Source organism: Mycobacterium sp. 141 (genome assembly GCF_000382405.1).
Classification (GTDB): Bacteria; Actinomycetota; Actinomycetes; order Mycobacteriales; family Mycobacteriaceae; genus Mycobacterium.
The window spans coordinates 1-26936 of the sequence record NZ_KB908257.1 but is presented as its reverse complement, the minus strand read 5'-3'; the positions used below and the strand labels follow the sequence as shown (position 1 = coordinate 26936).

At 61.1% G+C, this 26936-nt stretch carries 24 protein-coding genes, 1 tRNA gene and 2 pseudogenes; 12 read left to right on the top strand and 15 right to left on the bottom strand.

Annotated elements, in window-relative coordinates:
- Window position 1 precedes the first annotated feature (1 nt).
- From H276_RS0105290 to H276_RS22610, 3 genes are all read right to left on the bottom strand, one after another.
- Window positions 2-970 (bottom strand): glycoside hydrolase family 26 protein, encoded by a 969-nt coding sequence (locus H276_RS0105290; protein ID WP_196807844.1) that lies wholly within the window; start codon window positions 968-970, stop codon window positions 2-4.
- An 80-nt stretch (window positions 971-1050) separates the two neighbouring features.
- A complete protein-coding gene (locus H276_RS0105285) occupies window positions 1051-3117 on the bottom strand; it encodes an acyltransferase family protein (RefSeq protein ID WP_019970263.1) in 2067 nt (688 codons plus the stop codon).
- Between the two features lie 162 nt (window positions 3118-3279).
- Window positions 3280-4941, bottom strand: coding sequence for a glycosyltransferase family 2 protein (locus tag H276_RS22610; protein WP_019970261.1), 1662 nt, complete (start codon window positions 4939-4941; stop codon window positions 3280-3282).
- A 524-nt stretch (window positions 4942-5465) separates the two neighbouring features.
- On the opposite strand from H276_RS22610, the gene H276_RS0105270 reads away from it, so the two are divergent.
- The 3 genes from H276_RS0105270 to H276_RS0105260 all read left to right on the top strand — a co-directional run bounded on the left by H276_RS0105270 (window position 5466) and on the right by H276_RS0105260 (window position 8980).
- On the top strand, window positions 5466-6572 hold the full coding sequence (locus H276_RS0105270; RefSeq protein WP_036460670.1) for a lipase family protein: 1107 nt from the start codon (window positions 5466-5468) through the stop codon (window positions 6570-6572).
- 197 nt (window positions 6573-6769) lie between these two features.
- Window positions 6770-7693, top strand: a complete 924-nt coding sequence (locus H276_RS0105265) for a UTP--glucose-1-phosphate uridylyltransferase (protein ID WP_019970259.1) — start codon at window positions 6770-6772, stop codon at window positions 7691-7693.
- Window positions 7694-7735: 42 nt separating this feature from the next.
- A complete protein-coding gene (locus H276_RS0105260; protein WP_036460648.1) occupies window positions 7736-8980 on the top strand; it encodes a YibE/F family protein in 1245 nt (414 codons plus the stop codon).
- Window positions 8981-9023: 43 nt separating this feature from the next.
- Here the strand turns inward: H276_RS0105260 and H276_RS0105255 are convergent, their stop codons facing one another.
- The 6 genes and pseudogenes from H276_RS0105255 to dcd form a co-directional block, all read right to left on the bottom strand.
- Window positions 9024-9389, bottom strand: a complete 366-nt coding sequence (locus H276_RS0105255) for a nuclear transport factor 2 family protein (RefSeq protein ID WP_019970257.1) — start codon at window positions 9387-9389, stop codon at window positions 9024-9026.
- Between the two features lie 18 nt (window positions 9390-9407).
- A complete protein-coding gene (locus H276_RS0105250) occupies window positions 9408-10160 on the bottom strand; it encodes a maleylpyruvate isomerase family mycothiol-dependent enzyme (RefSeq protein WP_019970256.1) in 753 nt (250 codons plus the stop codon).
- 1 nt (window position 10161) lies between these two features.
- A pseudogene (locus tag H276_RS25215) lies at window positions 10162-10417 on the bottom strand (cytochrome P450); the annotation flags it as partial.
- Between the two features lie 113 nt (window positions 10418-10530).
- A complete protein-coding gene (locus tag H276_RS0105245; protein ID WP_019970255.1) occupies window positions 10531-11889 on the bottom strand; it encodes a UDP-glucose/GDP-mannose dehydrogenase family protein in 1359 nt (452 codons plus the stop codon).
- Between the two features lie 83 nt (window positions 11890-11972).
- On the bottom strand, window positions 11973-13583 hold the full coding sequence (locus tag H276_RS0105240; protein ID WP_155942968.1) for a hypothetical protein: 1611 nt from the start codon (window positions 13581-13583) through the stop codon (window positions 11973-11975).
- Window positions 13584-13897: 314 nt separating this feature from the next.
- Window positions 13898-14467: a dCTP deaminase gene (gene dcd / locus H276_RS0105235; protein ID WP_018602502.1), complete on the bottom strand. Its 570-nt coding sequence runs from the start codon at window positions 14465-14467 to the stop codon at window positions 13898-13900.
- Between the two features lie 47 nt (window positions 14468-14514).
- Here dcd and H276_RS0105230 point away from each other — a divergent pair.
- Window positions 14515-14588 (top strand) — tRNA-Gly (locus tag H276_RS0105230).
- Window positions 14589-14623: 35 nt separating this feature from the next.
- Here the strand turns inward: H276_RS0105230 and H276_RS25210 are convergent.
- From H276_RS25210 to H276_RS0105220, 3 genes are read right to left on the bottom strand one after another with little or no spacing between them, the layout of a single operon-like run.
- Window positions 14624-15094, bottom strand: coding sequence for a tyrosine-type recombinase/integrase (locus H276_RS25210; RefSeq protein WP_231376620.1), 471 nt, complete (start codon window positions 15092-15094; stop codon window positions 14624-14626).
- A 33-nt stretch (window positions 15095-15127) separates the two neighbouring features.
- On the bottom strand, window positions 15128-15823 hold the full coding sequence (locus tag H276_RS25205; RefSeq protein ID WP_019970253.1) for an Arm DNA-binding domain-containing protein: 696 nt from the start codon (window positions 15821-15823) through the stop codon (window positions 15128-15130).
- Window positions 15816-16469, bottom strand: a complete 654-nt coding sequence (locus tag H276_RS0105220; RefSeq protein WP_019970252.1) for a helix-turn-helix domain-containing protein — start codon at window positions 16467-16469, stop codon at window positions 15816-15818. The genes H276_RS25205 and H276_RS0105220 overlap by 8 nt, the downstream gene beginning before the upstream one ends.
- 121 nt (window positions 16470-16590) lie before the next feature.
- Here H276_RS0105220 and H276_RS0105215 point away from each other — a divergent pair, with 121 nt between their 5' ends.
- Window positions 16591-16779 carry an AlpA family transcriptional regulator gene (locus H276_RS0105215; protein WP_036460645.1) on the top strand — a complete coding sequence of 63 codons (189 nt, stop codon included), beginning with the start codon at window positions 16591-16593 and terminating at the stop codon, window positions 16777-16779.
- 613 nt (window positions 16780-17392) lie between these two features.
- On the opposite strand, the gene H276_RS24510 is transcribed toward H276_RS0105215, so the two are convergent.
- Entirely contained in the window at window positions 17393-18292 is a 900-nt protein-coding gene (locus H276_RS24510) for a hypothetical protein (protein WP_155942967.1), read from the bottom strand.
- 407 nt (window positions 18293-18699) lie between these two features.
- Here H276_RS24510 and H276_RS0105200 point away from each other — a divergent pair, with 407 nt between their 5' ends.
- From H276_RS0105200 to H276_RS24505, 4 genes are all read left to right on the top strand, one after another.
- The gene (locus H276_RS0105200) at window positions 18700-19308 is read left to right on the top strand and encodes a recombinase family protein (protein ID WP_081625405.1); all 609 of its coding nucleotides are present in this window, start codon (window positions 18700-18702) and stop codon (window positions 19306-19308) included.
- Window positions 19309-19468: 160 nt separating this feature from the next.
- Window positions 19469-20713, top strand: coding sequence for a hypothetical protein (locus H276_RS0105195; RefSeq protein ID WP_019970247.1), 1245 nt, complete (start codon window positions 19469-19471; stop codon window positions 20711-20713).
- Window positions 20714-21149: 436 nt separating this feature from the next.
- Window positions 21150-21428, top strand: coding sequence for a hypothetical protein (locus tag H276_RS0105190; protein ID WP_019970246.1), 279 nt, complete (start codon window positions 21150-21152; stop codon window positions 21426-21428).
- A 12-nt stretch (window positions 21429-21440) separates the two neighbouring features.
- Complete coding sequence (locus H276_RS24505) at window positions 21441-22541, top strand: LPO_1073/Vpar_1526 family protein (protein WP_369758420.1); 1101 nt, start codon at window positions 21441-21443, stop codon at window positions 22539-22541.
- Here H276_RS24505 and H276_RS25200 read toward each other — a convergent pair.
- Entirely contained in the window at window positions 22516-22755 is a 240-nt protein-coding gene (locus tag H276_RS25200) for a tyrosine-type recombinase/integrase (RefSeq protein WP_019970244.1), read from the bottom strand. The genes H276_RS24505 and H276_RS25200 overlap by 26 nt on opposite strands.
- Window positions 22756-23358: 603 nt before the next feature.
- Here H276_RS25200 and H276_RS0105175 point away from each other — a divergent pair.
- The 3 genes from H276_RS0105175 to H276_RS25610 all read left to right on the top strand — a co-directional run bounded on the left by H276_RS0105175 (window position 23359) and on the right by H276_RS25610 (window position 26550).
- Window positions 23359-24510 (top strand): hypothetical protein, encoded by a 1152-nt coding sequence (locus H276_RS0105175; RefSeq protein ID WP_155942965.1) that lies wholly within the window; start codon window positions 23359-23361, stop codon window positions 24508-24510.
- Complete coding sequence (locus H276_RS24495; protein ID WP_155942964.1) at window positions 24507-25028, top strand: hypothetical protein; 522 nt, start codon at window positions 24507-24509, stop codon at window positions 25026-25028. Before H276_RS0105175 ends, H276_RS24495 begins: the two co-directional genes overlap by 4 nt.
- 1297 nt (window positions 25029-26325) lie before the next feature.
- Window positions 26326-26550 carry a TIR domain-containing protein gene (locus tag H276_RS25610; protein WP_019970239.1) on the top strand — a complete coding sequence of 75 codons (225 nt, stop codon included), beginning with the start codon at window positions 26326-26328 and terminating at the stop codon, window positions 26548-26550.
- On the opposite strand, the pseudogene H276_RS25190 reads toward H276_RS25610, so the two are convergent.
- Window positions 26547-26936 (bottom strand): annotated as a pseudogene (locus tag H276_RS25190) (hypothetical protein); the annotation flags it as partial. The gene H276_RS25610 and the pseudogene H276_RS25190 sit on opposite strands and share 4 nt — an antisense overlap.

Here is a 26936-nt window from a genome sequence, read left to right as displayed (position 1 = left end):
TTCACCAGTCGGCCAGGGCAGCCTTGGCCGCCGCCGTCGTCTCCGGCGTCTCCGTCAGCCTCCAATCAGACTCGCCGGTCTTGTCCACCTCGAACCAGAGCACGCCGCGGACCGACGTGGTTTTGACGTAGCTGAAGAAGTCCGTGATCCACTGCGCCTTGTTCCCACCGGCGTCGCTACAGCCCACTTCATTGATCCATACCGGCGTGTTGGGTGCGATCGATGCGACGACATCCAGTGTGACACCGAACAATTCCTCTGGTGATGTCCAGCGGTGCCCGTTACGGTTCCCGAAGTTGTACCCGTCTATACCGACAATATCGACCAGATCGTCACCTGGATATGCCCGTCGGACCGCGTCCGCGTCGCCATTGACGATGACGTTCGGGCTCCACACCCATTCGACCCGATTCGCTCCAGCATCCTGAAAGATCAGCCGCACGCGCCGATAGGCAGCAACGTAATCCTCGGGTGTACCACCCCCGGAAGACACCGACCACGGATACCAATCGCCATTCATCTCGTGGGCGAAACGCAGCAGCAACCTTCCCTGGTACTCGGCGGCCGCCTTCGCCCAACTGGCGATGTAGGAATCGTAGCGCCCACCGGCGATCTGTCCGAGACCGTACAGCGGCTGTCGCGGGCCGTCCTCGGGATTCCATGGCTCCCAGGTAATCTCGGGAACGCTGCCAGCTGCCTCGATAAGTTTGAGCAACTGCACCGGCAGCGGCTGTTTCCAGGCAAACGCCTCGTAAACAGTGAGCACGTCCAGCCGCCGGCCCAATGTTCGGCCGGTGGCGGAAGCCTGATCTATCGCGGCTGCGTCAAGGCCGTTGGCCGCCAGACCGAACACCCGCTTGACGTCTGCTTCCTTCCGGCAGCCTCCCACCATCAGCACCAGGGACGCCGCCGGAATCGAACTGAGCAATGCGCGTCGTGACAACTGCACTCCCGCCCGATCGTTGGGCAACTGCACCTCCTGGACCACCGTGGACGTCTCGACCAGGAAACACGGTACGGGAATAGCGTGTTGCCGGGCTGAACCCGCCCCTAGTGTCCACTCAGGTCCACGCCCATATCGCGGATTTGCTGCTGAAAGGCGGGTATCAGTGCCGACACGGCCGTGAGGCTCAGATGGGAATCGTCTCGGTAGAGCAGGATGCCGTTACGCGCGGCGTGGCACTGGTTGCCGTCGCACAGATAGGGGTTAACGTCCAGCACCGGTATGTCGAGATTTTCACCGCGCAACTGGTCGGTCACGATGGGCTCTATTCTACGAACCCCGTCGAGCGTGAAATCGCACTTGGCCCAGTCATCCGTAGAACCCGAAATGCACTCCGGAATTTTCTTTCTCGGATACGGGGTGTCGTGAAGGTAGATGAGCTTCGCTCCGGTCGACCTGAGCTCTTTCAGGGTTGCGTCCCAGCCTTCTTTGAGTTCCTGGTAGTCCGGAACGTAGGTGGATAACGAGCCGATGATGATGTGCTTGGGTGCGAGGTTCTTGATAGCCGCGATCGACTCCGTGCGCCAGGTCAGACAATCGCTCTTCGTGAAGGGATCGGTACGACCGTCACGGGGCTGCAGTAGCGGAGCCGGGCACGCAGCCTTGGTGAATTGACTTAGGCGCCAACCGTTGTCACGGGCCAGTGTCTGGGCCAGCGGCAGCCACTGCTGGGCATGACTGTCACCGAACAGCACGGCGGGCACACCGTTCTCCGGCCCGTCGACGCAAGTCGTTGGCTGATGTGATTCGCCCAGCGGTACGAGGCATTCGTCCCGTTCGGGCCGGTCGTCGAATGCCTTGAATGGGTTCGGCGTAACCGGACCGGAGTTCACGCCGGTCGCGGAACCGAACACCGACGCGAAATTGACCGCCGCGTTGTTCGCCCCGCTGCTCGCCTGATTGACCGCCAACACTCCGATACCCATCGTCACAGTGACGGCGGCAATCGTGGCGGTCCCCCCGAGCGACAGTGAGGCCATCAGGTTCCGCTTCAGCTCCGGCGACCTCATGATCGGGTCTTCCAGCATGTTCGTAGACAGCCAGGCGGCCAGCAGTGCGCCTAACATCACCGCAGTCAGCACACGCCAGTCCGTGATGCCCGTGGACACCTTGAACAGGACTACCGCTGGCCAATGCCACAGGTACCACGAATACGACAGTCGCCCAATCCATCTGAGCCACCAGACGGACAGGAAAGCTCCAACCGCCGGCGCCCCCAGACCTGCGGCCTGCCCCGCCACAATCATCGCTCCCCCACCAAGCGTCGGTAGCACAGCAGCCCAGCCGGGATAAGGCGTGGTGTGGTCGAACGACACTGTCGCGATCACCACCGCTGCCAACCCTGCCCACCCGACCACGCACATGATCACGCGTGCGTACACACGCGTGATGAGTGCGGTGAGCAGCGGCCCCGTCGCTGCGACGAGCGCGCCGACACCGAACTGCCAGGCACGGGTATGGGTCGCCATGTAGGACAGCACCGGATCACTGGCGGTCAGGCGCACTGACGCGACGAACGACACAGCAGAGACGACGAGGATGCCGAGCCCGACCACGAGCCGGATCGACCAACCCATCCGGCACGCGAGATACGCAGCGCCGACCACCAGCAACGGCCAGACGAAGTAGAACTGTTCCTCGATCGACAGCGACCAGAAGTGAGTGGCGACACTGTCATCCGATCCGCCCGCCAGGTAATCCTTTCCCTGGCTGATGAAACGCCAGTTCGCGATGTTCAATGCGGCGGCGAGCAAGTCGAAGGCCTGCCGAAACACCGACAGCAGCGGCATGATCAACCACACCGCGGCCGACGTTGCGACGATGACGATCGCTGCCGGCGGGATGATGCGCCGTGCGCGCCGGGCATAGAAGCCCTTGAACGACACCTTGCCTGCACGTTCGAACTCACGCAGCAGCAGGCCGGTGATCAGGAACCCTGAAATGACGAAGAACAAGTCGACACCGACGAAACCGCCCGACATGTGCGGCACGCCAGCGTGGAACAGCACGACGATGGTCACCGCAATGCCCCGCATGCCTTCGATGTCCGTGAAGAAGCGGTTCCCTGATTCAGCGCGCGAGGCGGGGACCGGATGATCGACTGCGGTTGTCATATCAGGATCCCCACGGAATCATCAGATCGAACCAACCGAATGCAACGGCGGCAGCGAACAATAGTCCGATGGTGTAGAACACTGCCTCGTACGCCGAAATGCGGTGCGGGTTCAGTCGAGTCACCGAGCTCCGCAGTCTGCGTCGCCGGCGGCTTGCATCCGTCATGCGGTCACCAACTCTCGCTGCCCGCTACGGCGATGGCGGCTCTTCACGCGCGGTACACGGCGGACTGCCTTGGCGTCCGGGGGCCAGAGCACCTTGAAGAACTCCACGAGAAGTGGTGCTGCAAGGTAGGTGTAGAGACCGAGGAACATCGCCATCAACCAGAATCGACGTAGACCGTAAGCGTGGATGTCGTAGACCACTACCGCCCAGAACGGCACCAGAGACAAAGTGATCGCCACCGCGCCGAACTTTGCGATGCTGCGACCCAACGTGTTCGTCGTACCGACCGCGCCCGTGGGCACCCAACCGGCCGACCGGCCGCGGAGCTTATGCACAATCGCGACGATATGCGCGTAGCTGTAGGCCATCTGGATACGGAGAACTTCAAATCGCCAACGGCCCTTGGACACAAAAGGCAGCACCACCAGGTAGACCCACAGCCCGACTAGGAAGGGGACGAACTGCATTGGCTGGACCTGGCTGGGGAAGAAGGCCGCCATGATCAGTCCGGGAATGAACAACGCCACCACATTGATCGCAGTGGTGATGTAGTACATCACTCCTGCCCAGAAGCAAATGCGCTGGCGTGCAGTCATTCCAACACCGTCAGCACCTGAGTGCTCGTTGTCCAGGCGCACCAGCGACCCGTTGCACCAGCGGTACTGCTGGTTGAGGAACCCGGCGAGATCTGATGGGCAAAGACCGCGCGACACAATCACCGGAACGTAGCGTGTGTGGTATCCCGCACGCATCAGTTGAAGGCCCGTGTGGATGTCCTCGCTGTGCTCGATCTGAGCGAATCCCCCTGCCGCAGCTAGTGCTTCACGCCGGTAGATCGCGCACGTCCCGACGCATACGGCCGCGTCGAAGCGGTCCCGCGATGGCAGGATCCAGCGATAGAACAGCTCCTGTGTCGCACCCGCAGTGCGCTGGATCCAGTTCTGCTCCTCCGTGGTGTCAAAGTACTGGGGGCTTTGCACAATACCCACGGTGGGGTCGTCCATGTAGGGCACCAGATGCTTGAGAAAGTCTGCGCGCGGGCAGAAGTCCGCGTCCAGGATGACGATATGGTCACCCGACGTCCGGGTGAAGGCGAACTGGAGGTTGCCTGCCTTCTTCATGTGCCCGCGGTTCGTACGGACGATGTAGTGGAATCCGAACTCTCGGGCCAGCCTCTCAACGTTCTCACGGGCGCCATCGTCGAGAACGTAGACATTGACCACGCCGTCCCACTCCATGGCTGCGACGTACGTGTAAGTGTTGCGGAGCACGTCCAACCCCTCGCCGTAGGTGGGGAGGTACACATCGACGCTCGGCGCGGTCCCGTGGGGTTTCCACCCCTCGACCAGCGCACGGTGCCCGCTCGCGCTGTAGCGACGTGTGTTGAAGCTCGTGACGACCGCGAGCACGTTCCCGACGACGTTGAGCCCAAGTACCACGAGCATGAACCACAGCACTTCGACTTTGGACATCGAAAACTGCAGCAAACTCCAGGCCGCCAACACGAAGGCGAGGAGCAACATGACCTGGACCCACCTCATCTGTGAGCCGAAGTACCAGTAGACCTCCTCGTCACTGGGCGGAGTCACCAGTGCTTCGGGCGTACGAACTCTTTCCGGCGCCAACGTCTCGCGCTCGCGATTCTCTAACGCCACCATGTCAAACTCCCCCAGAAGTTCTGCATAAGAGCACCGACGGCACCTACCTCCACGATGCGGGTTCCATCCCGTATTGAATAAATTCATCGTTGTGACAAATATTTGCCAGCGCAAGGCTCACACACGGTATTGCGACCGCTCCTACAACGAGCATTGGGCTTCATTGCCCCGCGTTCTGACTTCGCTGCCGGATGGTCAAAACCATATATCAGCCGTTCAAACCGCGCGATCCCAGTCTGCCAGGTGTGCTTTAAACCACAGTTACACTCGCGTAATATTCGGAAGCGGAACGGATTGTTGTACCTTTTGCCATTCGCCAGTTCCGCACCGTAGCGTTTCAGTTCACCGGCCAAAGATCGGGAAACATGCCATAATGCTTCTGGACGCACCGGGGGGTAGAAATGGCGTGGACATTGTTAGGGCGGTTCGCAATGCTTGCGGGCTGCACAGCGCTGGCCGCCTGCAGCGCCTTCGGGTCTGCCCACATGGGTGCAGACACAAATACATTTGTGTACGCCCGCGAGATGCCGGCGATCGCTCCTGCTGATTGGAGCGGTCGGGGGACTCTCCTGCAGTCGTTCGAACACCCGAAGTTGGATTTCAGCGAATTACCCGCCGGCTCGGGCGCGCTGACCATGACATACCGGTCGATCTCGGGCATCACCGGCCAGCCGACGGTCGTGTCGGGAGCGGTTTTCACCCCGCCGGAACCGCCTCCACCCGGCGGCTGGCCGGTGATCGGCTACGCCCACGGGACCGTCGGCGTCACTTCCGACTGCGGTCCGACGGCGGATCCGCGCCTCTTCGGCGATTTGACGGCAGTGGCGATCCAGCTGCGGCAAGGCTATGCGGTCGTGTTCACCGACTACGCCGGCCTGCAGGGCGCCTCCCCGACCGACGCGTCCGATCCACACCCCTACCTGGAACCGAAGTCCGCCGCATTCAACCTCATAGATGCCGTTCGCGCGGCTCGTACAGCGGTCCCCGACCTGTCATCACGATGGGTGGCCTTGGGTGCGTCCCAGGGTGGTGAAACCGCTTGGGCGGCAGCGGAGTACTTCGCCGCATACGGGGAGGGTACGGACCTTCTCGGATCGGCGGCGATCGCGCCGACCCTCGATATGTCACCACTGGTGCAAAGTGCGCAGGCTTCGACTTTGACCACGGATCAGCGGTACTTATACCCCTACATCGTCACCGGACTCGCAGGCGTGGACAAGTCGATCAAACCCGACGATTATCTTCACGACGCACTACGCGACAATCGGACAACGCTGATCGCGTGTCGCGCCGATTCGCTGAATGACAAGGGAGAACTGAGCAGCGCTCTGGCAAACTCTGACACCCGGCCTTCGTCGCCGGCAGCCGCCGAACGCCTGGCCAGTTTGCTTGCCGCCTACGCATTACCTCAGCAGCCGACCCAAACTCCGATTCTGGCAATCTACGGGGGCCGGGACGACACAGTGCCTGCGGCGTGGACCGAAGTTGCGATGGGACGCGCCTGCGCCCTGGGCGACACCATCATGCGCGTGCGGATCGAAGACGCTGGCCATACGCTGGATCCCGGCGCAGTTCTCGGTCAGTGGTTAACCGACCGTTTCGCCGGCATACCCGCCACCGGAAATTGTTAGATCCCTTTGGTGCATGGGACCAAGCAAATGGCACACGGAAGGCGATTTTCGCCCAAACCGCCCTGGCGCCATTCCGGAGTGATCCGCCAAGCCGATGCATTTATAATCTGCAGCAAACAGCTGACAAACTCGTTTCGACGTTTGTACGTCGAAACTCCCGGCATGCGTAAATGATCTTGCTGAATTAGTATTCGACTATGCAGAAGAATGGTATTCCGTGGACGGCGATCGTGCCCGCCGCAGGTTTGGGTACGCGTTTCCTTCCGGCCACCAAGACGGTGCCGAAGGAATTGTTGCCGGTTGTCGACACTCCGGGCATCGAGCTCGTGGCCGCGGAGGCTGCCGAGGCAGGCGCCGAACGACTGGTGATCGTCACCTCTGAAGGCAAGGACGGGGTGGTCGCGCACTTCGTCGAGGATCTGGTTCTGGAGGGCACGCTGGAAGCCCGCGGCAAGCATGTGATGCTCGAGAAGGTTCGCCGGGCCCCGGCTTTGATCAAGGTGGAATCGGTGGTACAGCCTCGGCCCCTCGGCCTAGGTCATGCGATTTCCTGCGTCGAGTCAACGCTGCTGCCTGACGAGGATGCTGTCGCGGTCCTGCTGCCGGACGACCTGGTTCTGCCGACCGGCGTGCTGGAGACCATGTCCAAGGTACGTGCCAGGCACGGTGGATCGGTGCTGTGCGCTATCGAGGTGCCCGGCCCGGCAATCGCCGCCTACGGCGTATTCGACGTCGAAGCGGCACCGGACACTGCCAGCCCCGACGTCCTGCGGGTCAAGGGCATGGTCGAAAAACCACATCCCGACGATGCGCCTTCGCCTTACGCCGCAGCGGGGCGCTATGTCCTCGACAGGGAGATATTCGATGCGCTGCGCCGGATTTCACGTGACCACAGCGACGAACTGCAGTTGACCGACGCCATCGCGCTGCTGATCTCCGAAGGTCATCCCGTACATGTCGTCGTGCACCACGGCTCCCGTCACGACCTCGGAAACCCCGGCGGCTACCTGAAAGCGGCAGTCGACTTCGCCTTGGCGCGAGACGAGTACGGACCCGATCTGCGCCGGTGGTTGATCGAACGCCTGGGCATCAACGAGCCTGGTGTCGGCACCATTACATAGAATGCACAGCACTACTGCGTTTGGGAGTGCCCACAGCTGGCGATGGGATCGAGCCTCTACCCTGTCCGGGTGGCCCACTCGCACTCGTTAAGCGGTCCTGCCCCGCTGGGCCCGCTGGCCGCCAAGATCGTCGTCGGCATGCTGGTCGCCATCGGTATCGCGGTACTGGCCGGATTGGTCCTGCTGTGGCCGAGCCAGCAGAAGGTCGCCATCCCGCTGCCGTTCCAGAACTCCGCGGGCGGCGCGGTCACCACCGAGGCCGGGCACGTGTTGTCCAGCCGGATGGCCGACTGCGGCAGTCCGTCGACCGGCGCGGTGCTCACCGCCAATCCGATGGCGGCCCCGCCCGGCGGTGGCCAATGCGTGCAGAACCTGGTCTCGATCGACTCGGGACCCAACAAGGGCGCGAATACTCTGCTGGAGTTCACCAACGGCCCCGGGCAACCCCACCTGGCTCCCGGGGACAACGTTCGGTTGAGCCGACAGGTCGACGATGCGGGAACGACGACGTACGCGTTTTTCGACTTCGAACGCACCTGGCCGCTGGCTGCGCTGGCAGCGACGTTCGCGGTGGTCATCGTGGCAGTGGCGCGCTGGCGCGGGCTGCGCGCCCTGATCGGTATCGCGGTCGCGTTCGTGGTGCTGGTGGTGTTTCTGCTGCCTGCGCTGCGCGACGGTGCCGCGGCCGTCCCCGTGTCGCTGGTCGCCGCGGCGGCGATCCTCTACGCCGTCATCTACCTGGCCCACGGGGTGAGCCTGCGCACCAGTGCAGCCCTGCTCGGTACGCTCGCCGCGCTGCTCCTCGCCGCGTTGTTATCTTGGGGGGCAATCGAAATGGCTCACCTGACGGGCTTGTCCGAGGATCAGAACAATGAGGTTGCGGCGTATCTGGGCAATGTGTCGATCACTGGTCTGCTCTTGGCCGGATTCATCATCGGCTCACTCGGTGTGCTCAACGACGTGACGGTGACGCAGGCGTCGACGGTGTTCGAACTGGCTGAGCACGGCGGCACCCGGCGGTCGGTCTTCGTCGGGGCCATGCGAGTGGGCCGCGATCACATCGCCAGCACCGTCTACACCCTCGTGCTGGCCTACGCCGGCAGCGCCCTGCCGCTGCTGCTGCTGTTCAGCGTCGCCAACCGCTCTCTGGGCGATGTGTTGACGGGTGAGAGCGTGGCCATCGAGATCACGCGGTCCGCGGTCGGCGGTATCGCACTGGCGCTGTCGGTTCCGTTGACGACGGGTATCGCGGCAGTGCTGGCCACGCCCGAGCATTCGCGCCACTAGCGTTGCCGCGCCGCGGCGATCACCACCCGCTGGATCTCACGCCTTAAACAAGATCACTCTCGGTCAGGTCCGTCGCCGTCAGCGCCGCAGCCAGATCCGGGTGATGAAAAACCGAGGTGACGTGGTCATGGACAACCCGGAACGCCGAAGCCGAAGTGCTGGCATCGCCGTCGGAGTCCAGGATGGTCTGCTGGACGACCACGACGCCGTCGTGGACGAACATCTGGCCGGCCGTCACGGTCTCGCCCAGCTCCCGCGCCCATTGCCGCAGGGCGGCGCGGCCCTGTGCGGCGCCACGGGAGTCACCGAATTCGATGTCATCGCTGCACAGCCGGTCCAAGGTCCCGAAATCCCGCGCGTTGAGCGCATCGTGCCAGGCCAGAACCGTCGCGATCTCGGATGTGGTCATGAACGAAACGTACGCTACTCAGAACGCGGTGTGCTCGAGCCACCGGTCCCACACACCGATGTCGCCGAACGTCTCCAGACCGAGATCGGCCGCCGTGGCCCGCCGCGAGACCGCGAGCAGCAGGTTCGTGGCGCTGCCGCGCAGCCCGACGCCGCCTTTGCCGTGGTCGTGCGACCACCAGATCTCGCCGTCGTCATTACGCACCATCCATTCACCGGTCGGGCCCAGGCCCGCATCGGTGGCGTGCAGATGCACGGTACGCCCGGGCTCCAGAGGTGTCCGGTGCGCTGTGGTCGCCTCCACGCACGTCCGGTCGAGCCATTCACTGACCGCGTCGGCGGCCAGTTCAGGCGCCAGCTCGAAATCGGCCCCGAGAGCCAGCGCAGCGTCGGCGCGGTGAACGGCAACCTCGTGCACGCGACGGCGGATCCACCAGCCCACGGGCTTGGCTCCCATGAAGGTCCACACGCGGGCGCTGTTGCCGACCTGGTCTGCGGCATCGAGGACCAGCTGGGCGCCGTCGTTGAGCCAGGCGATCGCCGCATCGGAGTCATCGGGTGGGCGACCGTCACGAACCTCGCGCGGGTCCAGTGCCCTCAGCCTTCGCTCTGCGATTATCTGTGCAGCCCAACGGTTTCCACGGCCAACATGGCGGAAGAGCTGTTTGAGCGTCCAGTCCGGACAGGTCGGAATGCGAGTCTCGGGATCGCCGGTGGCGATCAACTCCCCGAAGGCGTGAGTCTGATCGAGCAGGGCGGCTCGGAAGTCCACATCACAAATTTACCGCCGCACGCGCGGTACCGAGTGCGATCGGCGGAGTCGACCAACCGCGCAACACGCCCGTGTTGCGCCGTACTCCACCGTTTGCCAGCCGAGCGTCGGGATACCGGTCGAAGAACGCGCGCAGGCCGACCTCGCCCTCGGCGCGGGCCAGCGCCGCGCCCAGGCGGAAATGCCGGCCACCGGTGCCGGCCGGCGTTCTCGCGTTCGATGTCGAACCGGTGCGGGTCGGCGAACACCTGCGGGTCGCCCTGACGCATTCCGACCGCCGACAGGCCGCGAATGACGCCGTGCAGAGCGAGCCAACGGATCCGTTCCCGCATGACCCGAGGTTACGACTGCCGGGATTGCTCGACAGCGATCAAACAGCCGCTGCCGCGCGCCCCAATGCGTACATGCCCCACCCGGCCTGTCGCCACCGCTGCACGTTCAGGCAATTGCGGCCGTCGACAACGACTTTCGCGCGCACCGTATCGGCCAGCGAGTCGGGATCCAGGTCCAGGAACTCCTGCCATTCGGTCAGCACCAGCACCGCGTCGGCCCGCTCGCACGCCTCGATGACCGATGTCGAGTAGTTCAGCGTCGGAAAGACCCGCTGTGAGTTCTCCATCGCCTTGGGGTCGTAGACGTTCACGGTGGCCCCGTTGAGTTGCAGCATGCCCGCCACGTTGAGCGCGGGTGAGTCACGCACGTCATCGGATTCGGGCTTGAACGCCGCACCCAGCACCGCGATGTTGGCGCCCAGCAGCGATCCGCCGCACGCCCGGGTCGTCAGTTCCACCATCGCGGTACGGCGCCGCATGTTGATGCTGTCGACCTCACGCAGGAAGGTCAGCGCGTGGTTGGCGCCGAGCTCACCGGCGCGGGCCATGAATGCGCGAATGTCCTTGGGCAGGCAGCCGCCACCAAAGCCAAGGCCCGCGTTGAGGAAGCGCCGCCCGATGCGCGGGTCGTGGCCGAGCGCGTCAGCCAGCAGCGTGACATCGGCGCCGACGGCCTCACACACCTCGGAGATCGCGTTGATGAACGAGATCTTGGTAGCCAGAAACGCATTGGCAGACACCTTGACCAGCTCGGCGGTCTGCAGATCGGTGACCAGGAACGGCACGCCGTCCTGAAGCAACGGCGCGTACAGCTCCCGCACCGCGGCCTCGGCGCGTGATTCTGTTGTCCTTCTCGCGTACGGGCCGGAATCAGGTTGCACACCAACGACAATGCGGTCGGGGTGCAGCGTGTCGTGCACGGCGAAGCCCTCGCGCAGGAACTCGGGATTCCAAGCCACCTCGACGTCGACGCCGTCAGGAGCGAGGTCGAGGGCCCGCTTGGACAGGTCCGCGGCGGTGCCCACCGGAACGGTCGACTTGCCGATGATCACCGCCGGGCGACGCAACCGCGGCACCAGGCCGTCGATGACGGCGTGCACATGGCGCAGGTCGGCGCCGTAGTCGCCCTTCTTCTGCGGTGTGCCCACGCCGAGGAAATGCACGTCGGCGAAGTCGGCGGCTTCCTCGTAGTCGGTAGTGAACCGGAGCCGCCCCGCGGACAGGTTGTCGTTCAACACCTTCCGCAATCCCGGCTCGTAGAACGGGATATCGCCGGCGGCGAGCTTGGCTACCTTGCCCGGGTCGACGTCCACCCCGATGACCTCGTGGCCGAGCTCTGCCATACCGGCGGCGTGCGTGGCTCCGAGGTAACCGGTTCCGAATACGGTGCATCGCATACTGCCTGAATAGGCCGCGCGAGTGAGCGAGCCGCTACGTCACACCAAGCGGCAAACCAACGTCAGGTAACGGTTGGTGGTGGTCAGTGGCCGCCGAACGGCCACGGCCAGATCGAATCACCACCGCGACCACCGCCGCCGCCACCACCGCGACCACCCGAACCACCAGGGTTCCAGGTGTTGTCACCACCACCACGACTGTCGGAACCGGAACCCGGGCCCCAGTCTCCGGAGCCGCCCGAGCCGGAGCCCGGATACGGATACTGCGAACCCGGGCTCTGCCGCGACGGCGGCTGCCACGGATAGTCGGGCTCATCGGCTGGCTGACGCTGCCGAGGCGGCTGCCACGGGGAACGCCGAGGCTGCTCGATCACCGGCGGACTCAGGATCGGCGGGAGCATCACCACCGGTGGCTGGATATAGCCCGGCGGGTTGTAGATCGGGGCGGGAGCCGGCAGAACCGGGGCGGGCGCGGCGGGTACCGGCGCGGGCGGAGGCGCCTCGGGCGCGGGAGCTGCCGGAGGCGGAGCTTGTGGGACGGCCGCGGGCTGCTGATCGACGACGACCGTACGCGGCTGCGGTGCCTCCTGTACCACCGGGATCGGGGCCTTGATGGTCTCCGGCGGCGGTGCGGGCGGAGGCGCCTGCGGCGCGGGCTGCGCTTCGGGTGCCGGCGCGGGCGCGGGTGCCGCGGGCTTGACCGGAGCGGCCGGGATCACCGCGCCCTCAGCGGGCGCGGGCCGTTGATCTACGGTCGGCCGGATGCTGACCGCCAGCGAAATGACCAGCGCGACGACACCAATGACGAATATCGAGGTCAATGCGCTGCCGACCAGCAGGAACGGTTTGCGCCCCGCCTCGACCGGCGACTCGTCGCCGAACGCCGATTCGAAGCCGTCGAGCTCGGTACCGACGGCGGCCATCTCGGTGGGCAGCGCGGCCAGCCCGGCGTAGGCACTACCCGCAGTGGTGCCGTCGGGGTCTTGGGAATACGCCAGACCAACGGTGGACGCCTCGAACGCCGGCGCGCTCGCCGCCGCCAGCGCGGCGCCGCGGGCCAGTGCGAGTTCGGGTTCGTCCGGGGCGCTGACCGGCAGCGACACCAGGTTCTCCAGGTGGGCCTTGACCGAGCTGACGTCTACACCCGCACCGACCACGAACATGCCTTGCGGTGCCGAATCCTGGGCTGCGACGGCAGCCGCCATCTCGGTGAGCACCGCCATCGCGTCGCTGCTGTGCAGGCTGCGGCCCAGCACCTTGACCACGGAGCCGTCATCGGTCTTGACCACCGACAGCGTCGCCGCGTCGCGATCGATGAACAGCAGTGCCGTGGTGTCGTAGCCGACGGCGCGACCTACGGCCTGGGCCAGCGCCGCGGCGGCGTGGCCCTCTGACACCAGCATCACGTCGTCGATCCCGTGTGCGGTCAGCGCGTCACGCAATGCAGACGCATCCGAATGGTCGGTCCACGTGACACCGGTGGCCTTCAATTGATGTCCGCCCGCAGCGGCGCTCTCCTGGGTTCCGAGCACCGCCGCGATTACTTGGTCCGCCGCGCTCAAGGTTGCCGAGTCATCCCCGCCCGTGACGTCGAAGACGTCGTGATCGACGGTGATGCCGTCGGCTTTCTCCCCCTCGACCAGCACCATGCGGACCGTCGTAGGTGTCATCGACACACCTAGTACGATGTCCACCGAGCCCCTCCAAAGTGTTTGCTGCGTTGTGCCATTCGCCATTGTGCACACATCCCGCACGCGCCTGACCACTAGAACTTTCATCGACGCAAGCAGCTCGATCGTTACACCGGAACGCATTAGCTGATAGCGCTTGTTCTGGTCGGACCGCGACGACACGGTGCCCGCCGACGCCGGTTAGTTAGACCCTACTCGGTATTCCTGTAAACGGCGCCACAGATCAATGTCGCTTTCCCCGGACTTTCCCCGCGACCGTGCGTGTCTGCTGCTCAAAACGCCGTGTTCCAGCAGCAATATGCGCACGCTCGCGGCGCCTAGGACTTGATGAAGTTCAGATGCGATCGCGACGGAGTCGGCCCGCGCTGACCCTGATACTTCGACCCGACCTTGGCGCTGCCGTACGGATGCTCGGCCGGGCTCGTGAGCCTCAGTAGACACAACTGGCCGATCTTCATGCCGGGCCACAACGTGATCGGCAAGTTGGCGACGTTGGACAGCTCCAGGGTGATGTGGCCGGAGAAGCCCGGGTCGATGAAGCCGGCCGTCGAGTGTGTCAGCAGGCCCAGCCGGCCCAGGGAGCTCTTGCCCTCCAGCCGGCCTGCCAGGTCGGCGGGCAGCGTACACAGCTCCAAGGTGGAGCCGAGCACGAACTCCCCCGGGTGCAGCACGAACGGCTCACCAGCATCCGGTTCGACCAGGCTGGTCAGCTCGTCCTGCTGGATCGACGGGTCGATATGGGTGTAACGGGTGTTGTTGAACACCCGGAACAAGCTGTCCAGCCGCACGTCCACGCTGGACGGTTGCACCAGCGTGTCGTCGAACGGCTCGATGGCCAGGCGTTTCGCGGCGATCTCGGCTCGGATATCGCGATCGGAGAGCAGCACCCGACGAGCGTATAGGCTGCGGATGCTAACCTTCCTAGCCACACACCGCCGATGTAGTTCAATGGCAGAACATCAGCTTCCCAAGCTGAATACGCGGGTTCGATTCCCGTCATCGGCTCCACGTTGAGCAGGGCAAACGTCGTTCGAACTGTTCGATCAGACCACGCCAGTGTCACGCAATGTCACAACACGATTCAAAGTTGCGCCAGCAGCTTTCAGCGCATCGTCCTGCGAATGGGCATAGAGCTTCATTGTGAGGCTTGCGTCCTTGTGTCCGATCCAGGCGGCGATCACTGCGGCAGGGACCCCGTTCAGGTGCATCAGGGTTGCGCAGGTGTGCCTCGCAGCGTGGAGCTTGATGTGCCGAACGCCTGCTGCCCGCGCAGTGTCGCGCCAATAGCGAGATAGCACCCCAGGCGCATACGGCTGACCTACTTCATTGCAGACCACGTACTCCCACGGACCGCTCTCTGAGCCAAGTGCCAGCCGTTCTGCCGCTTGCCGAGCCTTCGCCGCCCGCAGCACACCAACCAGCCGTTCTGGCAGCGGCAAGGTGCGCCGGGACGCGGCGGACTTCGGATCGTTCTCGACAGTCTGACCGCCCGCCGAAACGCGATTGTTGGTGATCGAAAGGGTGCCGAACTCCAGATCTACGTCACGCTACCTCAGTCCGGCAACCTCACCACGACGCAGGCCAGAAAGGGCGAGTTCCCAAGCATGCCCGAGTCGGTCGCCAGCGATTGCTTCCAGCAACACCAACACCTCGGCCTCGGTGTACGTGTCGACCTGCTTATGTGGCGCAGCCACGCGATTGACCAACTCCGCGACGTTGCGAGGCACAATCCCCTGCCCCTTCGCGTCCGCCAGCACTTGTTCTACAGTCGCGATCACCTTATTAACCGAGTCAGCGGACCATGGCTTCCGCTGCCGCCCTTTAGCAGTCGTTGTCCCGCCTGCGACAAGGTCGGCAACCAAGGCGTCAACATGCGCTTTGGTCAGTCGCTGGACCGGCAGGTGCCCAAACCGCTCACGGAGCGGCGCTAAGTCGTACTCCAGCTTTGATTTTGAGCTTGCGCGGAGGTTGTGGCGACCGGCGAGAAACGCAACGCACATAGCGTCCACCGTCACGCTCGAACGGGATACAAACTGCCCCTTCGCCGTAGCGTCGGCGATTTCTGCAAACGCCATCCGCGCCTCACGCTCAGTCGCGTAACGCCGACGTGCCTGCTGCCTCCGTCCCGTCTGCTGGTTTATGCCTGTGTCAACGGTGACCTGATACCGCACAACAGATTTCCCCGTCTTGCGGTCCGCGACCATGATTTTCTTGATCCGCGGCGGAAGCTGCTGCCTACTCATCGCTGTCGTCCTCCCACTCGTTATCGGAGGGACGCATCCCCCACAGTTCCATCAGCGCGTCACGCCTCCGGCGTCGGAGCCCGGCGATCTGCTCAGCATTGCGTTGCAGCATTTGGCGGGCGTTCACAACCTCTTCGGGGTCGCCTTCTACTTCCTGCAAGTACCTGACCAGCGCTGTGCGAGTATCGAGAGCCTGCGCAAGCAGCGACGCGGCATCCACAAGGTTTACGCCGCTGTTTGGCGGCGCGGGCTCACCTAAGAGCGTCATACTCAACGATTCGTACTCCTGCGGGTATGAGATTTCGCCCGCCATCCAACGGACAGCGTCCTCGCCGCGGGCAAAGTAGCCAGGCAGAAGCTCCTCCGGGCCATCAGTCGCAAAGGCGGGAAAGAGGAGGAGAGCCGGAGGCACGTCCAGCGCCCTGGCCAGAACCAGCACCTCAGCTACGTCGATCTTGCCCGAACGCACTTCGGATTCGATCTTCGCTATAGCGCCCCGGCTGATGGGATAGCCCAAGTCAGCGGTACGCCTCGACAGCTCCGCAGCCGTAAGCCTGAGCGCCTTCCGGCGTTGCTTGACCGCGAAAGCGAACCAGTGGGCACGGTTCGTCTCGAACGTCTTGGCGTCGCGATTGATGCTCGGCATTGCGACATGATGGCACACATATAGCTTCATTGTCGAACAACATGCTACGCTCTAGGACGAAGCAGATTTGGCCGCTTGAAGCTCCCTTACGGAGCAGAGCATGACGAGTTCGAGGAAGTACATGACACAGGCCGTTCTTCTGAACAGCATCACCGACGCCGCGACCCGGACTGGTTTGAGCCGCTCGAAGCTTTATACGGAGATGGCGGCTGGCCGCCTCCGTTGGGTCAAAGTAGGCAGCCGTCGTCTCATTCCTGAATCGGCGCTGATCGACTACATCGACGCACTGGTCGCGGCGAGCGCGGCGTAGTCGCAATGCCGATCAACTCCTGGTCCGGCCACTACCAGTCCGTCTGGCTTGAACGGGCGAAGGACCGCACGCTGCCTGACTGGCTCCGTCTCGCCGGACTCGCCTTCGCGAAGCACAAGGCGAACGGACATGCGAACTTCGGTCTCGGCGAGATTGGGCGCTTGCTCGCAGACGTAAGCCCGAGCGGCGAGTGCAAACCGCTGTCAAAGTCTGAGGTGTCGAATGCTATCAAGCTCGCGAAGGACAAGGGATTCATCGACCGGGCTTCGTGTGCGCGGTGCCTCGTCGTTCCAGCCCACGCGGTAACAGGTGGCCTTGGCAACTGGCACGAGAAGTGCCGCGTCCACGACGGAGCTCGGTCACTTAGCGCCGCTTAGAGGGCTTAGCCACGCGCCTGATTTGGGCGTTCACGCTGGACATGGACTGGCTTCACACTGAGCGTGTACCCAAAATGCTTCTACCAGCCTCTTTCCTGTTGCGCTTCTAAAGTATCTATGACCCCGTACATGTCCCCACAAATTTCGGAAACTCGTCCGCCACTGCTACGACTGGCAAGCGGTCCAACAACCGTCCTGCCCAGTGATTCGAGCTACCCCTCCGGGCACAGCAGGCTCTACTCCCAACCTATCGCCCGGTAAACCGCCAGCGGGACTACGGAGAATCCCGAGGACGCCGGTAGGTCGATTAGGCCAACCTCTCCGGCGTGACCTAGGAATGTCTCGACCAGCTTCACCATCGCGGCACGGTTCATATTGCCGTCAGCATCGGCAATATCCGGATAGCCGGCTTCGTGGGCGCTGCCAAGCTGGCCTACGGTGCCGACAAGTGTCCATTCTTGTTCGCCTAATCCATAGCGAGAGAACAAAATCTCCGGCGTGGAGTCTAGAAATCTTCTGCCGTCTTCTAATCGGGCCGTAATAATTGGGCCATTTACTCCCTGTGGCCGTAAGTGCAGATGCACTCCGTCGCTAAATGTACCCCTGACAAATTGTATAATTCCAGCGACAAAATCCCGCGAAATGTCCAACATTGGTATCGGATCAGGAAAAACGCTAAGAGCATCCTCCGGCCCGCCGGTCTGGACAGTGCGCCCCTTGCCCGGTTGACCGCTTTTTCGCTGCTTACCAATGTTTAGCGTCTCGGGTTCAGCAGACCCTACCAAGTGTGAGACGCCGTATGCAGCAGTGGCGATGCCCACTAAAGAATGAGAAAGCTGTCCTGGATGAAACAATGTTCCCGGGGCAGTTATTCTTATCAATGAGCCAGGTCGGATTCTCTGCATTATCTCAGAGGTCGTCTGTTGACCTGCAACCTCTTCCGACAAATCGTGCAGAATCCCTAGAGCTTCTAGCTCCTCTTCCAGAATCTTAAATAGAGAGTCGCCCATGTTCTTCTGGACTGACTCCTCGTCAATTGTCCGTCGCCCGAGTGAACCAATCCAATTATTCTTGGCTACTGCGTCCTTTTCTTTACGCTCAAGCGTTGTTGCGGATTCCGGGACACCGTCATCCATCTGCGAGAGGATTCCTCGCACCTTGTCGCTATCGACATACAAGTACTCGCGAAGAAACATGTTTCGCGCAGACGGAGTCAGCCCGGGACCGTCACCCGGATCATCACCTGCCCGATCCACCTGGTCGGGTCGCGAGATTTGAGTCTCGGTCGCCTTCGTCGTCCGACCCATATGGCTCCCCCTCATTGAAGGAATGACATCCATGTTATTCGTGTCGTTCGAAGTCCGCTAATAGCCTGCGCTGTGGACCGTCTCGCGAACGCGGTCTCAGAACTAAAAGTTTTGAAACCGTGAAGGTCGGGGTGGTTGCCGCGCAGAAACTTTCAAGTGACTCTGTCTCAGACGTTGCCTCAAAATATGCGTTGCAAAACCTTGCACTTATGCGATTTTTGAGACACACTGAGAGCATGACCATCTCCATGGCTCCCACCCCTACTGGTGTGCAACTTGGGTACGCCCGCGTGAGCACCGCTCACCAGTCGCTGGACCAACAATTCGACGCGCTGACTGCGGCTGGCGTGGATGCCAAGCGCATCTACACCGACAAGCTTTCCGGCATGTCCACGCGGGAACATCGACCAGGGCTAAGCGATCTGCTCGACTATGCGCGGCCTGGCGATGCAATCGTGGTCGTCGGCATCGACCGGCTCGGGAGGAACGCCGCAGAAGTAATGACCACGATTAGGGAACTTGGCGAGCGCGGCATCGTGCTTCGTTCACTTCGTGAAGGCATCGACACCTCCAACGCGACCGGACGGATGGTGGCAGGTGTGCTGGCAAGTCTGGCTGAACTGGAATTGGAGTTGGGCCGCGAGCGGCGGAGCGCGGCGCGTGAGGCACGTCGCGCACGCGGACAGGCCATCGGACGCCCCAAGGCACTGGATAACGGCAAGGTCCGACTCGCGCAGCGGATGCACGCTACTGGTGAGTCCGCAGGCACTATCGCTGCGGCGCTAAACGTCAGTCGCGCAACCATTTACCGAGTGCTGGCGGAGAGCGACGAGGACTCCGACTAGCTCAGCGGCAGCGCAGGTTCTCCTAGCTGAGCTAGGCATCGACGTAGGGGGTGGGGGGTGACCCCTTAAGTCCCTCAACCTCCGCCTCGAACGGCAAGCGCCGCCTCTCTCTCCGGCGGCCCTGCGTAATACGACTTGTGCCTTCTCTTAAGGTTAATGAATGGCCAGCATTGATGATGAAATCCAACAGGCGCTCGACACTGCGGACGGCCTGATCCGGGCATATGTCGCTTGGGGCGAGAAAGTCAAGGTTGGCGAGACACACAATCTTGTATACTCAGAAGTAACAGAGTTCGTAAACTTCCGTGTCGAAACCGCCGATTCGTGCTTACACCTTATCAAGAGTAATAGTGTCGCTGACGCGCTCGGACTATGCAGAGCCTTACTTGAGAATTATATGCTTCTCATGCTGATGTGCAGAGGGCGCAAATACTTCCGCATCGTGAATCTAGAGTCCAAATCGCCCGAAGATTTTAAAGAACACTTGGAACAACAAGTAAGGGAGCTGGAAGAGCTCCGGAGTCGTGGCGAAGCAGACGCTCTCTACGTTGCGAAATATCCTCGTGCGAAGCGATGTCTTATGTACGTCTTCGAGGGTTTAACCAGCGAGGATGAGCCGGATTTTTTCATCCCTGCACATTACTTTCATTTCCAAGAGTTCATGCCCGAAGCCCTTCGTCTCAAGGACGAGGAATATTTCGAATACTACCCCGCCAGCGGCGATGAGCGACGGATGCAAAAGGATCGAAGGCGGGAGGCAGACAACCTGTACCGCTTCTATCTCTCATACGATGCCCTGCGTGTGTGTCTAGAACTTAACGAAATACTTGATGACGGCGGAACTGCCCTCCTAGAGGCGCACTATACCTTTCTCGGTAAATTCTTGCATCCTACACATAACGCCGCTCGCGAACTGCACGCAAATAGAAACTATCTAAGTGGTAGGGCGGCCATTGGCATGGGCAAGACTTATACTAAATCCGCAACATTGCTAGCCGCGTTATATGTAACATATCTGTTGGCTGGAATACTCGATGAACTCGTACGATTTTTTGAACAAGCACCTAAAAAGTATGTGGACGATGCTGGCACTTCGGAGCTAAGGACCTTAGTTGAATCGGTCCCCGGCAGGTTCCCTTACTTCTGGTTTCTATTCAACCGACCGCCCCTGTGGGATAAATACAATTTCGCAATACACCATGTCGAGGATCAGGAGCTAGCAGCATACGGCGGGTACGAGCAGGTTCCCGATTCAGTCGTTCCCTTCGACTCGGACATCTCCAAACACCTTGAGAGCGCTTTGACAGCGTGGGGCAATAACAGAGTTGGCGCGTACAACTCACCACTGGCCGATGTAAATGCTGCACCCAAGTTCATTCTCGGATTCCCAGTCAGACGGGAGTAACACTCAATTCTCGAACGCGGCCAAAACCAAGCCGTTGGCGGATTGTTCGCGATCCCGGCAGCTCAAGCACCTTCGCTGTCACGACGATGTCACAAGTCCGACCGTGAACGCCGGATAGACGTGGACACGGATGGATGGTTCGCGCAGGTCGATGCCGGTCTACGACCATCCACGGACGCCCTTGGACGCCCCGAATCGACTTCCCAAGCTGAATACGCGGGTTCGATTCCCGTCATCGGCTCGATACATCGGCTGATCAGCGGTTCATGCGAGACTCCTAACCACCCGCCAAGGGCGATCTTGACCGGCGTTTAACCGTGAGCGCGCGAAACGTTCGTGCCGAAACGGTTTGCTGGCTTGATCTGTCTTGTCGGACCGTGCCGGTAGCGTTTACGCCACCGAAAGGGGAGGTCAGTCGGGTGGCTAAGTACATGGCATGGATCGGCGCAACCGTGATCGCGCTGGCGGGATCGTCATAGGTGCATTGCCCATCGATACCGGGCCGCGCTGGGTATGGCTCACCATCGGCATCGCTTTCGGCCTGGTCGCGGCTTTGACGTTGCTCACTGTGTGGCAATCAAACGACCGGCCTGACACACCGGCCACCACGAACAATGTCGAGCAGAAACCGACGATGACCGCAGGCGATAACGCCACTCAGATCATCAACGAAGGTGGCGGCACATTCAACATCGATAAGCGGAAGGATTCCTGATCCGTGCCCGACATGACCGCTGGTAATGACGCTACTCAAATTCACACCGACTATGGAACGATCAATGTCGGCACCGTTCTGACAATTACCGAAATACGAGAAATCGCATTAGACGTGGCCAAATCCGTTTTCCTGGACTCGCTTCCAATCGCCAAAGACTTAATTATGGGACGAACCGAACAAATCACCGACGAAGTGATACGTAAGATCGCCGAAAAAGACGAGATGCTTTACGAGCGTTTTAAAGACCCTCGGTTCCTAGGGCCGCTAGCCTCTAGTCAACGTAATTTCGCCGAAACGGGAGACCCCGAATTAGGCAGTATACTCTCAGGTTTACTCGCAGATCTAGCGGGCGAACCTATACGAACTCGTCGCGAAATCGTCCTACGCGAGTCAATAGAATGTGCTCCGAAATTGACAACGCATCACTTAAATGCACTCAGCGTGATCATTCGCATAACGCGCTTCGTCCACCACTTGACCATCGGCCCGAATGAACTCATTTCCGTACTGCACGACAAACTTTGTCCGTACTACTCTGCAATACCTACAGATGCGTTCGACTACGGATACATGGGCGCGACTCAAGCAGGAACATTCGTCCCTGGTTTAGGAAGTACGGTTTACGCAAGAATCTACAACGCGCACAGGAACGCGATGTACGACCCGGTTGACGCTAACGAACTACCGCAAATCGTCTCTGGAACCTTAGCGGAAATGAACGCGGACTTGAACGAAATAGTCCAGATAATTGAGATTCCACACGTGCTTTCCGGCTCGCAAAAATTCAAGCTTAAGACCAGTGCAGTCAAGAGAATCCTGTCAGTTGACCGGCAGGTTATCAAGAGCCTCAGTGGCGCAGAAGCCAAGTTCCGCGATTTTCTGCTAAATCACTCCATCGATGAAAAGCAATTCACAGCAATGATTCGCGATACTAGTCCAGAACTGGCAAAGTTCCTCGATCTGATTCAGTCAACAAATGCACTCTCGTTTCAGCTTTCGCCGGTGGGAATGATGCTAGCGAGGCACGAAACGGAGAACCGATCGCCTGAAACAGCCGCTCAGATTGACGCGCTATTTAACGAGGTTAACCCCGCCGACGCAACGGAGTGATGTTCGGCGCAGCGGTTGGGCGGCTCATCGCTTCGAGCGCGGTCATCGTTTCGGCGTGATCGTCATCGAACAGATGCGTGTAAATCGCCAGAGTCGTCGTCACCTTGGCGTGACCCATGAATCGCGAAAGCTGCAACGGCGGGATACCAGCCGCAACGCACAAACTCGCGTAGGTGTGCCGCAACGCGTGGAACTTGAGCGCTGGCGGCAGCACCAACGACGGTCTGGGATATCACGACGATTTGCACGACTTGGGAGACTCCGCCGATTCCGGCGATTCGGGCGAAACCCCGCCAAGGCGGTTGGCGCGTGCAACTGCGGGACGGAACACGGCTTTGTAGAACGTCTGGTGACGGTCAACGCGGGTCAAACGGTCGCTGCCGACGCGCGTCGTTCGCGGGTCGGTTCGTCAGAACGTGCGCGTTGGTCGCGTGGGTCCTCGCGGCCAGTACGCCGGTTTTCGCGCTGGTGTGGAACTCAAACCCCGCAAGGGCAAGAGTCGGTACTACGTCGGCGTCGCAGCGGGCCGAAGATCGCATATTGAGCGACACCTACGGGCCAGCCGAACCGCCGTATCCGCTGCAACCCGGTCCGATGCGTTACGGGCAGACCGTGCGCCCGTGGCGCAATCCCCGAAACGGCCAAAACCGCCCCGTCACGCCGATCCGGCCCGGCCTAGCCCGCGAATGTGCATCGACAGCGACCTTGCTTGGTTCCCTGCGGTCGCACGGCGGCAAATGTGGCACTCCGCGGCTGATTTCTATCGTTTCGGCTACAGTCGTGCAGTCCGCCAATCTACATGCCCTACACTGCGCGCATGGCTGACGACGACCACGAGAGCGAGTGGTCAGGATCATTATTCGCCCGAGTACGGATGGTCGGAGATGACTTCGAGAACGGTCGAATTCCCGTTCGTTCGTTGGACGAAATTGTCCGTTACCGCGCACTGGTTTTGCGAGCAGCAGCCGAGCAGTGGCGAGAGGCCAACGAAGGTCGAGACCTTCCTGAAGATTTCGAAGAGAACTTCGACCTAGTTCTTACGGATGTCGAGCCTGGGAGCGCCGTATCTGTTCTCGAACGGCCCAGCGTCGGCATCTACGACAACTTCTATGATCAAGGGCGCGATCTAGTCGAGCAAGATCTGGAATTGGCAGCAAGCCCGTCGGCCGACGCTGAAATTATCTCGCTGCTTGAGTACAAAGAGTTTCGCGACTTCGGCTCATCGTTACAAGACGACGAACGCATCGAGATCAGGTCGCCGGAAACTGAGGGACAGCGCGCGCGCGTAGTCGAGTTGACACCATCGACATCACGCCACATCCGTGAGCGCTTAGTTCCGGCCTATAAGAAACTCACCAAACCTGAACGGCACACCGAAATCGGGTGGATCGTTGGCCGTCTCACAGCAATCAATGCCGATAACAAAAATTACACTATCGTGTCAGATACTTACGGCACGGTGAACGGGCGTTACAAGGACGAAGAAATTCTCGCTGACCTGAAGGCGGTCCTAGGTTCGAGCGAGGGCGCACCCGTTGTACGAATGTATGGTCGATTACGTTTTGCAAATACACGCCTAGAGCGGATTCTGGACATTACCAAACTTCAATTGCTTGAAATCGATGGCCAACCTTGGTCGAGGCGCTTCATCGAGTTAGCCAACCTCGAAGCCGGTTGGCACGATGACTACCTGGATAGTGAAGTAGTAGCCTTCTCGGCCTTAGATGGCGCAAGGAACGTGTTACTTCATGTGCTTGAAAAGGGAATAGCGCAACCTGGCATATTTCCGACTGTAGAGGGTGGCGTCAGCCTGGAATGGGCTACCAGCCGGCGAGTTACCACCATCGAGATTTCGCCTGATGCAGATTTCGAACTATTCCAGATGACACGAGGTGAAACCGAGCCTGTTGCCTCTGTTACAACTGTTATCACCGACGTTTTTGCATTTGTCGATGGAGCTGATCTGTGACTAAGGCTGAATTCGTTGATCTTCTTCCGGGAGAAAGCGTCATCCCCGATGATTCGCAGCCTTCCGAGCTTCTTTACCGGCAGATTTGCAAACATATCTGGGACGTCCAGTACGGACGGCCGGACCTTCATTCTTTCGGCCCACAGCGAGCCGATGAGCGGAAGCCATCGTTCGCGCGCGCATCTCTCGTATCCGCGCAAGCGAGCCGCGACTGGCACAACGAAAACGCAAACTCCAAGTCAAAAGGCGTGTGGGGGTGCTCCGTGGCTGAAGTGAGCGAAGCGGGAACTCGCGCAATTGACGACAGTGAGACACCGTTGACCGACGGAGACCTTCGGTCACCCGGCCATACGTTCGTTGACTATCGACACGCCAGCAAGACTGAACTGAAGACGATCAAGGCGGCACTTCTTATGTTCGCGCTGGATCGCAATGAGATCCAGACGGTAGACAATTCGGATCCCTCGCCTTCCGAGAGCGCGGATACACCTTCGGACGCATCTGACGAATCGTCCTAACCCGACCAATTGTCTTCCTGGGACGACCCGCGGTCGGCAGATGCAACCGAGCTTTGCTGTGCGTGACCGTCACCTGGCCGTGAGCAGCGGGGATGCAGCGGGTCTCTGATAGGTAGCAACGCTTCGCGGCCGGGCATGTAAAATTGCGCTTGGCCTGCGGCTTGCCAGGAACCGTAGCTAGCTATTGCAGCTTATCCGAACTGTATTGATCTGGCCATAGCAAATTCCCAAGCTGAATACGCGGGTTCGATTCCCGTCATCGGCTCCACGTTGAGCAGGGCAAACGGGCTGTAACGGCGGTTCCGCTGACCGCTCGATACCCCGGCCTGCGGAAGCTTGTCACCCAGTGGTGGGAAAATGCTGAGCATGGTCGCGGTCACCAACGAAGCAGCAGCGGACAACGAGAAGTACATAGCCGAGCTGGAGGAGACCGCCCGAAAGCTGCGCGAGGTTGTCGCGGAGGGCGACTCAGCCGAAGTACGGGGGCCAATTGAGGCCCTCGACGCAGTTATCGAAAGCGTCCACAAGTCTTGGTCTGGATCGAACCTCGGCTATCACGCACGTACGTACTACGCCGGGTACCAGCCACCACCGTCGAGTGACCTATTCGATAAAGAGTGGGGACTCATGATGACCGGCGGCCAAGGCCGTGGGTGGGTCGTGTATGACGACGACGATGATGTCAGAGAATACATCTTTGACCACGCTGGTGTAGCTGACCTCAAGGCTCTGAGCGAGAAGTCCGATCAGGCTCGCCAACTTCTGCTCGATGGCAAGGAAACCGTGTCGTCGGTTCTCACCAACTGTCAATCGACGCAACCGGATGCATACCTGTCCGGCCTCAACGGGAAGGTTAGCGACCTCAGCGCGCCGGGAGCGATGGCGTTCGCGCGTCAGTTCTTGCCTAGCGGGCAAATTATGTCTCGCGACGCAACCGCGATCAATGCGGGTCTGAAAGTGTCTCCGCACCACCAAATCTATGGTGACCGGCAAGCAATAGAAGCTCCCTATATATGTTTGCGATCCCTAGCAGATCATGCCGATAATGCCGCAAAACACCTGCGGCGCAGGCCTGCCAGCCCACCGATGGCTGCCACGGCGCAACTGGGCAGTCGCGTGTTCATTGGACACGGCGGCTCCCACCAGTGGCGCGAGCTCAAGGACTACGTTCAAGACCAACTTGGAGTGCCCGTTGACGAATTCAATCGGGTGCCAACCGCGGGATACTCAACCATCGCGCGGCTCAGCGAGATGCTCGACAGCGCCGCCATGGCGTTCCTGGTGATGACGGCCGAGGATGAGACCCCCCGAGGGCGGCTTCCGCGCGCGGCAAAATGTCATTCACGAAGTGGGCTTGTTTCAAGGCAGGCTCGGCTTCGACAAAGCCATCGTGATGGTCGAAGAAGGCTGCGACGACTTCTCAAATATCCACGGCCTCACTCAGATTCGGTATCCGAAAGGCAATATCTCTGCCAAGTTCCATGAGATTCGTGGTGTGCTCGAACGGGAGAACTTGGTCTAACCGTGTAGCGGTATCACGTTGTCGCCGTGGTACTTCGGAGTAGCGGCTAACGCGCCGAGCGCCGCCATTTCGTCGTCGTGGTCGGCCTTCGCGTACAGGTGCGTGCAGACGAGTTCGGTGGTCGTCGGGTTCGCATGCCCCATCCACTCGGCCACCTGCCGCACCGAGATACTGGGGACCGCCGCGCAGAGACTCGCGTACGTGTGCCGGAGCGCGTGGAACCGCAACCCCGCCGGGAGCACTACGTTGCCTGCCGTCCGATTGGCTCGGAGCGAGCGGTCCCCGAATGCGGCGCCACCATCGGTCACCGAAAGCACCTGGAAGTCGACACCCGCGTCGCGCAGCAGGGCTGCGGTCGCACCCAAGCCCAGGGTCTCGTCGTCGGG